8 protein-coding genes are annotated in these 12,071 nt (G+C 69.6%); 5 read left to right on the forward strand and 3 right to left on the reverse strand.

Translation table 11 applies throughout. The features are described from left to right. Positions 1 to 269 precede the first annotated feature (269 nt). Together IE107_RS01875 and IE107_RS01880 are read left to right on the forward strand one after the other, a co-directional pair. Entirely contained in the window at positions 270 to 1,088 is an 819-nt protein-coding gene (locus tag IE107_RS01875; protein ID WP_189540245.1) for an SAM-dependent methyltransferase, read from the forward strand. Further along, positions 1,085 to 3,253, forward strand: coding sequence for a putative bifunctional diguanylate cyclase/phosphodiesterase (locus tag IE107_RS01880; RefSeq protein WP_189540247.1), 2,169 nt, complete (start codon positions 1,085 to 1,087; stop codon positions 3,251 to 3,253). The genes IE107_RS01875 and IE107_RS01880 overlap by 4 nt, the downstream gene beginning before the upstream one ends. 51 nt (positions 3,254 to 3,304) lie before the next feature. Here the strand turns inward: IE107_RS01880 and IE107_RS01885 are convergent, their stop codons facing one another. Beyond that, positions 3,305 to 4,195 (reverse strand): LysR family transcriptional regulator, encoded by an 891-nt coding sequence (locus IE107_RS01885; protein WP_189540249.1) that lies wholly within the window; start codon positions 4,193 to 4,195, stop codon positions 3,305 to 3,307. A gap of 95 nt (positions 4,196 to 4,290) precedes the next feature. Between IE107_RS01885 and IE107_RS01890 the strand changes: the two genes are divergently transcribed. Genes IE107_RS01890 through IE107_RS01900 form a run of 3 tightly spaced genes read left to right on the forward strand, consistent with a single transcriptional unit; the run spans position 4,291 to position 7,692 of the window. Then, positions 4,291 to 4,998: a succinate dehydrogenase gene (locus IE107_RS01890; protein WP_189540251.1), complete on the forward strand. Its 708-nt coding sequence runs from the start codon at positions 4,291 to 4,293 to the stop codon at positions 4,996 to 4,998. 1 nt (position 4,999) lies between these two features. Next, a complete protein-coding gene (locus IE107_RS01895) occupies positions 5,000 to 6,949 on the forward strand; it encodes a fumarate reductase/succinate dehydrogenase flavoprotein subunit (protein WP_189540253.1) in 1,950 nt (649 codons plus the stop codon). Then, positions 6,946 to 7,692, forward strand: a complete 747-nt coding sequence (locus IE107_RS01900; protein WP_072488934.1) for a succinate dehydrogenase/fumarate reductase iron-sulfur subunit — start codon at positions 6,946 to 6,948, stop codon at positions 7,690 to 7,692. The genes IE107_RS01895 and IE107_RS01900 overlap by 4 nt, the downstream gene beginning before the upstream one ends. 148 nt (positions 7,693 to 7,840) lie before the next feature. On the opposite strand, the gene IE107_RS01905 is transcribed toward IE107_RS01900, so the two are convergent. Beyond that, entirely contained in the window at positions 7,841 to 10,264 is a 2,424-nt protein-coding gene (locus IE107_RS01905; protein WP_189540256.1) for an excinuclease ABC subunit UvrA, read from the reverse strand. 162 nt (positions 10,265 to 10,426) lie between these two features. Then, positions 10,427 to 11,818, reverse strand: a complete 1,392-nt coding sequence (locus tag IE107_RS01910) for a polysaccharide pyruvyl transferase family protein (RefSeq protein ID WP_229866638.1) — start codon at positions 11,816 to 11,818, stop codon at positions 10,427 to 10,429. Positions 11,819 to 12,071: the final 253 nt, after the last annotated feature.

Genomic DNA, 12,071 nt, shown 5'->3' on the forward strand with positions numbered 1-12,071 from the left:
GATGTGAAACCGGTTGTGCCGCCGGATACTTCAACGGCCGAGGTGCGGGCGTTACGGAGGCTCTGGCGTCGCGCGGCACCTCCCCGGAGCGGAGAGGCGCCGAATGTCACCCGTAGCGACGGGTTGGTTGCACATGCCACTGGTGTGTGACCAATAACGGACGGCTAATTTCCGTTTCCGCTCGCTCTCTTGGCGGACGATCAGTAGCCTCTGGACCACACTGACCATGAGCATGGCCGGATCGCCGTGTCGACTTGTTGGAGACATTGATGGAGCGTCCCGCCTGGGCACCGCGAGGCATAGACATTTCGGTGCCGAGCGTGTCCCGCATGTACGACTTCTATCTGGGCGGATCGCACAATTTCGAGGTGGATCGGGAAGCGGCGCGCAAGGCCATGGAGTTCATGCCTGGACTCCCCAAGATCATGCAGGCGAATCGCGCGTTTATGCGCAGAGCCGTGCGTTACGCGGTGAGTGAGGGCATCACCCAGTTTCTGGACATCGGTTCCGGAATACCGACCTTCGGCAATGTTCACGAAGTCGCCCAGGCCGCCGACCCCGAGGCCCGGGTGGCGTACGTCGACCACGACCCGGTCGCGGTCGCGCACAGCCGGGCGGTACTCGACGGAAACGGCCGGGCGGTGATCGCCGCCGCGGATCTGCGCCGCCCGCTGGAGATCGTGAAGAGCCCGGAGGTCTCCGGACTGCTCGACCTGGACCGTCCGGTGGCCCTGCTGCTCGTTGCGGTGCTCCACTTCATCGAGGACTCCGACGACCCGCAGACCGCGGTCGCCGAATTGCGCGAAGCACTCGCCCCCGGCAGCCTCATCGTCCTCACCCACGCCTCGTACGAGGGCATTCCGCTCACTCGGGAGGAAGCAGGTGGCACGGTCGAGGTCTACAAGAGCATCCGCAACCCGCTGGTCATGCGGTCCCGCGAGGAGATCGCGAGCTTCTTCGAGGGGTACGAGATGATCGAGCCCGGACTCGTGTCGATGCCGCACTGGCGCCCGGACACCCCGGTGATGGCGGAGCAGGAGGACCCATTCGCGTTCTCGGGCTTCGCGGGAGTGGGACGCAAGGCGTGAGCATTCCCGCCCAGTCGTCCGGTACGCCGGACACGGAGCTCGACGATCCCGAGGACCGGCTCCGGAGATTCGCCACGATCTGGAGCCGGGCCATCTTCCCCTCGACGGCCACCTCCTTGACGCGCGCGGAGTTCGAACAGCACCTGCTGCCGTTGGCCCGCGGGCTCAGCGACATCCTGCACGCCCGGCCCTTCGACGCGGCGCCCGCGGCCGAGGTGGGCGCCGCCCTCGTCGCCGCCCACTGCACGGACCCGGACGCGCTGAGCAGCACGCTCGGTGTCGTCGACTCGTACCTGGTCCTCTACTGCGGAAGCAACGGCGTGACACCGTTGCCGACGGAGGACAGCAGGGCCCGCTGCGCCCGGATCCAGCACGCCCTCGCGAGCGGCTTCACCCGGGCCCTGCGCGAGCGCACCCTGTCCGAGCAGGAGGCCATAGCGCGCTCGGCGCTCACCGCCCGCTCCGACGCCGAACGCGCACTGCACGCGACCGAGGCGCGCTTCCGCGCCGTGTTCAAGGACGCGGCCATCGGCATCGCCGACCTGGACGGCAATGTGCTGGAGGTCAACGACACCCTCACCCGGATGTTCGGCGGACTCGAGCACCATGTGCGCAGCCACAAGGTCAACGAGTGGGTCCACCCGGAGGATTCGCCGTACGTGTGGAAGTACTACGAGGAGCTGGTGCGTGGCGAGCGTGAGCACTATCGGGTCGAGAAGCCGTACTACCGCAATGACGGCACCGTGCTGTGGACCAATCTGACGGTGTCACTGCTGCGTGACGCCGAGGGCAAGCCGCAGTATCAGCTGGCGCTGATGGAGGACACCACCGAGCGCCGGCTGCTCAATCTGCGGCTGCGGTACGAGGCAACGCACGACGCGCTCACCGGCCTGCCCAACCGGACGCTGTTCTTCGAACGGCTGGAGAAGGCGCTGGCCGCCGACGACAGCAGCCGATTCGGTCTGTGCTACCTCGACCTGGACGGCTTCAAGGCGATCAACGACAGTCTCGGCCACGCGTCCGGGGACCGGCTGCTGGTCGAGGTGGCCGACCGGCTGCAGAGCTGCGCGACCGCGCCCGGCGAGATGGTCGCGCGGCTCGGCGGCGACGAGTTCGTGGCCCTGACCACCGGACCCGACACCGAGACGGAGGTCGCCGAACTCGCCTGCCGCATCCTCGGTGTGCTCGGCACCCCAGTACGTCTGGACGGCCGCGAGCTGACCGTACGCGGATCCATCGGGGTCGTCGAAGGGCCGGCCGGCGAACGCAATGCCGCCGAGGTGCTGCGCAGCGCCGACATCACGATGTACCGGGCCAAGTCGGCGGGCGGCAACCGCTTCGAGCTCGCCGACGACGAGGCGGACGCCCGCGCCATCACGCGGCACGGGCTGACCACCGCGCTGCCCGCCGCCCTGGAACGCGGCGAGTTCTTCATCGAGTACCAGCCGCTCGTGCACCTCGACGACGGCACGGTGCACGGTGCGGAGGCGCTGGTGCGCTGGTGCCACCCGCAGCACGGGGTGCTCGGCCCGGACAGGTTCATTCCGCTCGCCGAGCACACCGGGCTGATCGTGCCGCTGGGCCGCTGGGTGCTGGAGGAGTCCGTACGGCAGGCCAACTTCTGGCAGGAGCGGCACACCGACGGCGGTCCGCTGCGGATCAACGTCAACCTCTCACCCACCCAGCTGCACCATCCCCGGCTGGTCGCCGAGACGGTCGACGTGCTGGAGCGCTCGGGGCTCGAACCCGGGGCGCTCTGCCTGGAGGTCACCGAGTCCGCGCTCATAGGCGCGGACGAGGACCTGCTCAAGCCGTTGCGGCAACTGGCCGAAATGGGCGTCGACATTGCGCTCGACGACTTCGGCACCGGGTACTCGAACCTGGCGAATCTGCGTCGGCTGCCGGTGAGCGTCCTCAAGCTGGATCGTTCCTTCACGCTGGGCATGCAGCAGCACCCGGCGGACCCGGTCGATCTGAAGATCGTCGAGGGGATCGTCTCGCTGGCGCACAGCCTGGACCTCGCGGTCACGGTGGAGGGCGTGGAGACCGGTGCCCAGGCGGAGCAACTGCGCAAGCTGGGCTGCGACACGGCTCAGGGCTGGTACTACGCCCGGCCGGGTGCGCCCGACCGGATCCACTCGCTGCTGCTGGCCGACGCGGTGTGAGGGAGGCGGGGTGCGGGGGCCTGCCCGCACCCCGCCTCGGGGCGGTCCGGCTCAGGCCCGGCCGGCGGTGAGCAGCACCTTCTGCAGCTCGCGCGCGGCGCGCGGCGGAGCCACGTCGCTGCGGTGTGCGAGCGCGATCGTGCGCCGCAGGCCCGGCCGGGCCAGCGGCGTGGTCCGCAGGCCGTGACCGGACCGGTCGGCGACCATGCTGGGCACCACCGCGATCCCGAGACCCGCCCGGACGAAGCCGAGCACGGCGTCCATCTCCCCGCCCTCCACCGTGAACGAGGGCTCGAACCCCTCCGCCCGGCAGGCGGCGACCGTCAGCTCCCGCAGGTCGTAGCCGTGCCGGAACATCACCAGGGGCTCGCCCTGGAGGTCGGCGATCCGTACGCTCCCGCCCCGGCCGGGCCGCGGTGCCTGCGCCGAGGACACCACGACCAGGTCCTCCTGGAGCAGCTCGACCGTCGTGAGCGCGGGGGAGGCGGCGGGCAGCGGCAGCACGACCAGGGCGAGATCGAGTGCGCCGCGCGCCAGCTCGCGCACCAGGTCGAGCGAGCCGCCCTCCTCCAGCAGCAGCTGGATCCCCGGATGCCGGTCGTGGAAGGCGCGCAGCACCTCCGGGAGCAGGCCGGTGCAGAGGCTGGGTGTCGCACCGAGCCTGACCCGGCCGCGGCGCAGCTGCGCCAGCTCCTGCACCTCGTGGCGCGCCGTGTCCGCGTCCGCGAGGATGCGACGGGCCAGCGGCAGCAGGGCCTCGCCCGCGTCGGTGAGCGTGATGTTGCCGCGCGCCCGGCTGAACAGCTCCGCCCCCAGCTCGCTCTCCAGCGCCCTGATCTGCTGGGAGAGCGAGGGCTGCGAGACATGCACCTCCTCGGCGGCGCGGGTGAAGTGACGGGTCTCGGCCACGGCCACGAAATACATCAGCTGCTGGAACTGCATGAACCCACTCTAGCTAGGACGATAGTCAAAGCCTATGAACATGAGCCATTCCATGTCTTGGACTGATGAGGTGGTCCGGCCCTAGCGTCGTGTCCATGGCATTGGCAACCCGGACGGACCGACGGCCGTCCATGACGCGTACGCTCTGGGACTCGTCCGTCGGCAAGAAGACGGTCATGGCCGTGAGCGGCTTGATCATGCTGCTCTATCTGGTCGTCCATATGATCGGCAACCTGAAGATCTTCTTCGGGTCCGGCGAGTTCAACCACTACGCGCACTGGCTGCGGACCATGGGCGAGCCCTTCCTGCACTACGAGTGGGCCCTGTGGATCGTCCGCGTCGTGCTCGTCGCAGCCGTGGTGCTGCACGCCACCTCCGCGTACCAGCTGAGCCGCCGCGACATCCGGGCACGCCCCGCCACGTACGTGCACAAGAAGCCGCGCGCCAGTTATGCCACCCGCACCATGCGCTGGGGCGGGATCATCCTCGGCCTGTTCATCGTCTGGCACATCCTCGACCTGACGACGGGCACCGTGCACCCCGGCGGATTCCAGTCCGGACACCCGTACCAGAACGTCATCGACACCTTCTCCACCTGGTACGGCAACACCGTCTACATCGCCGCCGTGCTCGCCCTCGGACTCCACGTCCAGCACGGCTTCTGGAGCGCAGCCCAGACCCTCGGCGCCGGCAGCGCGACCCGCGACCGCGCCCTCAAAACCATCGCCAACCTCCTCGCACTGGTGCTGACGGTGGGCTTCATCTCCGTACCCGTCGCCGTCATGACCGGAGTCGTGAGCTGACATGACCGACTACACGCACTACCGCACGGGCGCGCCCGTCGTCGACACCAAGGCCCCCGAGGGCCCCGTCGCCGAACGCTGGGACACCCGCCGCTTCCAGGCCAAGCTGGTCAACCCGGCCAACCGCCGCAAGCACACCGTCATCGTCGTCGGCACCGGCCTGGCCGGCGGCTCCGCCGGCGCGACCCTCGCCGAACAGGGCTACCACGTGGTCCAGTTCTGCTTCCAGGACTCCCCCCGCCGCGCCCACTCGGTAGCCGCCCAGGGCGGCATCAACGCCGCCAAGAACTACCGCAACGACGGCGACTCGATCCACCGGCTCTTCTACGACACCGTCAAGGGCGGCGACTTCCGCGCCCGCGAGTCCAACGTCCACCGGCTCGCCCAGATCTCCGTGGAGATCATCGACCAGTGCGTCGCCCAGGGCGTCCCCTTCGCCCGGGAGTACGGCGGCCTCCTCGACAACCGCTCCTTCGGCGGCGTCCAGGTCTCCCGCACCTTCTACGCCCGGGGCCAGACCGGACAGCAGCTGCTGCTCGGCGCCTACCAGGCGCTGTCGAGGCAGATCGCCGCGGGCAATGTCGAACTGCATGCCCGTACCGAGATGCTCGACCTGATCGTCGTCGACGGCAAGGCCCGCGGGATCGTCGCCCGTGACCTCGTCACCGGGAAGATCGACACCTACTTCGCCGACGCGGTCGTCCTGGCCAGCGGCGGCTACGGCAACGTCTTCTACCTGTCGACGAACGCGATGAACTCCAACGCCACCGCCGTCTGGCGCGCCCACCGCCGCGGCGCGTACTTTGCCAACCCCTGCTTCACCCAGATCCACCCCACCTGCATCCCGCGCACCGGTGACCATCAGTCCAAGCTGACGCTGATGAGCGAGTCGCTGCGCAACGACGGCCGGATCTGGGTCCCCAAGGCCAAGGGCGACGACCGCCCCGCCGACGAGATCCCCGAGGACGAGCGCGACTACTACCTGGAGCGCATCTACCCCGCCTTCGGCAACCTCGTCCCGAGGGACATCGCCTCCCGCGCAGCGAAGAACGTCTGTGACGAGGGCCGCGGCGTCGGCCCCGGCGGCCAGGGTGTCTACCTGGACTTCGCCGAAGCCATCCAGCGGATGGGCCGGGACAAGGTCGAGGAGAAGTACGGCAACCTCTTCGACATGTACGCGCGGATCACGGCGGAGAACCCGTACGAGACCCCGATGCGGATCTACCCCGCCGTGCACTACACGATGGGCGGGCTCTGGGTCGACTACGACCTCCAGACCACCATCCCCGGTCTCTTCGCCATCGGCGAGGCCAACTTCTCCGACCACGGCGCCAACCGGCTCGGCGCGTCCGCGCTGATGCAGGGGCTCGCCGACGGCTACTTCGTCCTCCCGTCGACGATCAACGACTACCTGGCCCGCAATCCGCACCACGAGGCGGTCGACGCCTCGCACCCCGTGGTCGAGGAAGCAGTCGCCGACACCGAGGACCGGCTGAACCTGCTGCTCTCCGTGAACGGCGACCGCACCCCCGACTCCTTCCACCGCGAGATCGGTGAACTCATGTGGGAGTACTGCGGCATGGCCCGCACCGAGGACGGGCTGCGCACGGCACTCGACCGGATCCCGCGGATCCGCGAGGAATTCTGGCGCCGCATCAAGGTCCCCGGCACCGGCGACGAGTTCAACCAGTCGCTGGAGAAGGCCAACCGCATCGTCGACTACCTGGAACTCGCCGAGCTCATGTGCCTCGACGCACTGCACCGTGCCGAGTCCTGCGGAGGCCACTTCCGGGAGGAGTCGCAGACCCCGGACGGCGAAGCCGCCCGCCGGGACGAGGAGTTCTCCTATGCCGCGGCCTGGGAGTTCTCCGGCACCGGCGAGGCCCCCGTCCTGCACAAGGAAGACCTCGTCTTCGAGTACGTCCACCCCACCCAGCGGAGCTACGCATGAAGCTCACCCTGCGCGTCTGGCGCCAGAAGAACGCCGACGCCCCCGGCGCCATGTCCACCTACGAAGTGGACGGCATCTCGCAGGACATGTCCTTCCTGGAGATGCTCGACACCCTCAACGAGGAACTCATCCTCGCCGGAGACGACCCCGTCGCCTTCGACCACGACTGCCGCGAAGGCATCTGCGGCGCCTGCAGCCTCGTCATCAACGGCGATGCCCACGGCCCCGAGCGCACCACCACCTGCCAGCTCCACATGCGGTCCTTCGAGGACGGCGACACCATCGACATCGAACCGTGGCGCGCCTCCGCCTTCCCGGTCGTCAAGGACCTGGTCGTGGACCGCTCGGCCTTCGACCGGATCATCCAGGCGGGTGGCTACATCTCCGCCCCGACCGGCACCGCCCCCGAGGCGCACGCCACCCCGGTACCCAAGCCGGACGCGGACTTCGCCTTCGAGCACGCCGAGTGCATCGGCTGCGGCGCCTGCGTCGCGGCCTGCCCCAACGGCTCGGCGATGCTCTTCACCTCCGCGAAGATCAACCACCTCAACGTCCTGCCGCAGGGCGCCCCGGAGCGCGAGACCCGGGTTCTCGACATGGTCGGCCAGATGGACAGCGAGGGCTTCGGCGGCTGCACCCTCACGGGCGAGTGTGCCACCGCCTGCCCGAAGGGCATCCCGCTGCCGTCGATCTCGGCCATGAACAAGGAGTGGCTGCGGGCGACGCGCAAGGTGCGCCGCTGAGCGAAGCGCGAGTTCCCGGCCCCGGAGGCCGCCCAACCCCGGGGCCAGGAAGTCCGATCCGCTCCGGCGGGTCTCAGCTTGATCACCTTGTTGCGGCGGTCGATCCCGGCGCTGTTCTCCGGACAGGGAAGTCGAGGTGACTGAGCGGTCAGTGGAGATGGAGTGCGGTCCGGAGGTACGGAGCCGTACGGCTCCCCGCCACCCGGGCCACGTCCACGGGCGTTCCCGCCGCCACGATCCGGCCGCCCCGGTCACCGCCGCCGGGGCCGAGGTCGATCACCCAGTCGGCACCCGCCACCACCGCCATGTCGTGCTCGACGACCACCACCGTGTCGCCCGCGTCGACGAGCCCCTGCAACTGCCGCATCAGCACGTCGACATCGGCGGGATGCAGCCCGGTCGTCGGCTCGTCCAGCAGATACAGGGTGTGGCCCCGGCGGGTGCGCTGAAGCTCGGCTGCGAGCTTGATCCGCTGGGCCTCACCGCCCGAAAGCTCCGTCGCGGGCTGCCCGAGCCGCAGATAGCCGAGCCCCACGTCGAGCAGCGTGCGCAGACTGCGCTCGGCGGCAGGCGTTCCCGCGAAGAACCCGGCCGCCGACTCCACCGTCAGGTCCAGCACCTGCGCGATGTCCAGTCCGCGCAGGGTGACCTCCAGCGTCTGCGGGTTGTACCGCGCGCCGTGGCAGTCCGGGCAGGGTGCATACGTGCTGGGCAGGAAGAGCAGCTCCACCAAGACGAACCCCTCGCCCTGGCAGGTCTCGCACCGCCCGCCCGCCACATTGAAGGAGAACCGCCCTGCCTTGTAGCGGCGCTCCCGGGCCGTGTCCGTACCCGCGAACAACTTCCGTACGACGTCGAACAGCCCGGTGTACGTGGCCAGATTGGACCGGGGCGTACGGCCGATCGGCCGCTGGTCGACCTGTACGAGACGGTCCAGCGCCTCCAGTCCCCGCGCCGACGCGCACCAGGGCACGGGGCGCTCAAGGGGCGGTTCCGCGGTGGCTGAGGTCTGCCGGTCGGCAAGCGCACCGGCCAGCACCTGCCCGACCAGCGTCGACTTTCCCGACCCCGAGACCCCGGTCACCGCCGTGAACACGCCGAGCGGGAACGCGGCGTCCACGCCACGCACATTGTGCCGATAGACCCCGTTCAGCCTCAGCCACCCCGACGGCGTACGCACCTGACGGGCCGGCGCCGGCCCGTCGTCGAAGAGGAAGCGCCGGGTGGCCGACTCCGCCACCTCCGCCAGCCCCGCCGGGGGACCGCTGTGCAGCACCCGGCCCCCGTGCTCACCGGCGAGCGGTCCCACATCGACCAGCCAGTCCGCCCGGCGCACCACATCCATCTGGTGCTCCACGACGAAGACGGAGTTCCCGGCCTCCTTCAGCCGGCCCAGCACCCCGAGCAGCGACTCGGTGTCCGCCGGATGAAGACCGGCCGACGGCTCGTCCAGCACATAGACGACACCGAAGAGTCCCGAGCGCAACTGAGTGGCGAGCCGCAGCCGTTGCAGCTCGCCGGAGGAGAGCGTCGGGGCCGTGCGGTCGAGGCTGAGATAGCCGAGGCCGAGCTCGGTGACGGTCTCGATCCGGCCGAGCAGGTCCGCCGTCAGCACCCGCGCCGTGTCGCTGCCACCCGCGGCGCGCAGCAGCTCGGCGAGCGAGGTCAGCGGCAGCGCCGCCAGTTCCGCGATCGTGCGGCCGGCGAAGGTGACGGCCAGCGCCTCCGGGCGCAGCCGGCTGCCGCCGCAGACCGGACACGGGGCACTGGTCAGGAACCGCTCGGCCTTCGCCCGCAGGGTGCGGCTCTTGGAGTCCGCGAAGGTGTGCATCACATAGCGGCGGGCACTGGTGTACGTGCCCTGGTAGGGACGCTGGATACGCCCCGCCTCCCGCACCGGATGGACCGTCACCACCGGCTGCTCGTCGGTGAACAGGATCCACTCCCGCTCCTCGGACCCCAGCTCGTGCCACGGCCGGTCGATGTCGTACCCCAGCGCGTCCAGCACATCGCGCAGGTTCTTGCCCTGCCAGGCCCCCGGCCAGGCGGCGATCGCACCGTCCCGGATCGACAGCGAGGGGTCGGGGACCAGCAGCTCCTCGGTGGTGCGGTGGACGAGGCCGAGCCCGTGGCACTTCGGGCACGCCCCGGCGGCGGTGTTCGGCGAGAAGGCGTCGGAGTCCAGCCGTTCGGCACCGGCGGGATACTCCCCGGCCCGGGAGAACAGCATCCGCAGGAAGTTGGAGAGCGTGGTGACCGTGCCGACGGACGAACGAGCGCCGGGCGCCGAACGGCGCTGCTCCAGGGAGACGGCGGGCGGCAGCCCGGTGACCTCGCCGACCGCGGGTGCGCCGACCTGATGGATCAGCCGGCGGGCGTACGGGGCGACGGACTCGAAGTAGCGGCGCTGGGCCTCGGCGTAGATGGTGCCGAACGCGAGGGAGGACTTCCCGGAACCGGAGACGCCGGTGAAGACGGTGAGGGTGTCGCGCGGGATGTCGACCGAAACGTCCTGGAGATTGTGCTCACGGGCGCCGCGCACCCGGACGTACGGATCGTGGGGGGTGGACATGCGCGCGGTTCTCCGTACGGATCGGGGCAGGGCCGACGGCCCGGGACGAACACTCCGATTCTAGGCGCGGGGGCAGCGGGCACCGCCCGGTCCGCGACGGCCGGAGGCCGACCCCGCCGGGTCGGCCTCGCGGGTTCGTTCGGACGGAGATCCGACGCAGGTCTAGCGGGAGGGGCGCAGGGCGCGCTTGATGGGCCGGCCCACGACGCTGCGGGCGCGCTGGTACGTCGAGCGCTGGACGGGCAGCGAGGAGTTCTTCAGGAGCTTCCGCTTGAGCTGGTTGTTCTCGGTGGTGAGTTCGGTCAGCTGGGTCTGGAGCCAGTTGAGTCTCGGTGCCATCGCGGCGGCGTCCGAGCCGATCCAGGGGCGGACGCCCGGAGGGAAGGACAGTGTGCTCATCCGGGTCTCGAAGGCCGTGCCGCCGTCGCCGTGGGTGAAGGTGTTCTCCAGACCGTTCTTGTCGAGGAAGTTCAGGAACCGGTCGAAGCGCTCCTGGTGACCGCGCATAAGGGGCCCGAAGTCCGCCGCGGCGTGCAGTTCGGCGGGGTCCAGGTCGGACGGGACCTTGGTGAGCGTCCGGTGCGGGATGTCGAAGTAGCGGCACAGCTCCAGCGTCCGGGAGTCGCCGCAGAGCACGGTGGCCGGCGTTCCGGCCAGCAGCGCCGCGATGTTGCCGTGGATCCGGGAGCCGAAGGAGAAGTCGAAGCCCCGCAGGTCGTCCATCCAGGTGACGGGGTCGATGTAGACCCGGACCTTGTCCTCCCTGTACATGGGGTGGTCGGGATGGGTGGGGATGTTGGTCACCGCGGCGTTCTGATGGGACAGGTCGCGCCAGTGCAGCTGGCGGGCGTCGGAGAGGTTCTGGCCGATGAACCGGAGGTGGGGGTAGCGCGCGTGGGTGCGGTTGATGATCTGCCCGAGCTTGTGCTTGCGCACCGCGTCGTGCGAGCCGTTGACGGCGATGCGCGAATCGGGCCCGAGCGCCCGGCCGTCCTCCCGGATGACGAGCCGGTTGCCGTGGAGGAACATCGAGGGGCAGCCGATGACGTCCACGTCGCGGAAGCCCATGTCCCGCAGATACCGCTCGGTGAACTCCCCGCGCACCCCGATCGAGGCGCTGTGGTCCAGCACGGCGGAGACGAACTCGTACACCGTGGACTGCATCGGCTTCAGCCGGTCCGCGGAGTAGTTGATGCCGGTCTGGGCGCCGACGCCCGGGACGACCACCGGGATCTTCAGCTTCGAGATGAGCTGGGTCAGCCGCTTCAGCTGCTGTTCGAAGGACGGCCGGAAGGCGTTGGCGAGCGGGATGACGAAGACGTCGAACTCACTGTTGATGCGGTCCGCGTCGGCGACCCTGGTGGCGATGCCGTTCGACACCACCTCCGAACGTGGCGTCTCGAGGATCTTGTGAGCGGCGTCGCTGAAGATCAGGTTGCCCGAGTTGGTTGCGAACACGTCCTCATGAAGAGCGCGCTCGACAGGGACGACGTCGTAGGGGCTCTTCCCTGAACGCAGGAGTATTCGCTTCACATCGTTAACGTTGGATGCCACAAACCTGAATATAGCTTTACAAACGCTTTTGCTTCCACGTGCATCCTGTACAACTTTTGCGATCCTGGCGGAACGTGAGCGGCGGATGCCCCATCCGCGCGCGGGTGAGCGCGCGGGTGGTGTTCAGGGGGCGCCCGGGGCAGGGGCCCGGCTGCGGCGGGCCGGCGCCGGCATCACCCGGCTCCCGATGCTCGACCGCAGCGTCGTGCGTTCGGTTCGGTGCGGACGGTGGGCTGCGGCTGCGGCTGCGGCT

This window comes from Streptomyces gelaticus (genome assembly GCF_014649535.1).
GTDB lineage: Bacteria > Actinomycetota > Actinomycetes > Streptomycetales > Streptomycetaceae > Streptomyces > Streptomyces gelaticus.

What these genes read in the sequence shown, in the direction of transcription:
- IE107_RS01875 (WP_189540245.1), top strand. Translation starts at nt 270, where the DNA reads ATGGAGCGTCCCGCCTGGGCACCGCGAGGCATAGACATTTCGGTGCCG.
- IE107_RS01885 (WP_189540249.1), bottom strand. Translation starts at nt 4,195, where the DNA reads ATGCAGTTCCAGCAGCTGATGTATTTCGTGGCCGTGGCCGAGACCCGT.
- IE107_RS01890 (WP_189540251.1), top strand. Translation starts at nt 4,291, where the DNA reads ATGGCATTGGCAACCCGGACGGACCGACGGCCGTCCATGACGCGTACG.
- IE107_RS01895 (WP_189540253.1), top strand. Translation starts at nt 5,000, where the DNA reads ATGACCGACTACACGCACTACCGCACGGGCGCGCCCGTCGTCGACACC.
- IE107_RS01900 (WP_072488934.1), top strand. Translation starts at nt 6,946, where the DNA reads ATGAAGCTCACCCTGCGCGTCTGGCGCCAGAAGAACGCCGACGCCCCC.
- IE107_RS01905 (WP_189540256.1), bottom strand. Translation starts at nt 10,264, where the DNA reads ATGTCCACCCCCCACGATCCGTACGTCCGGGTGCGCGGCGCCCGTGAG.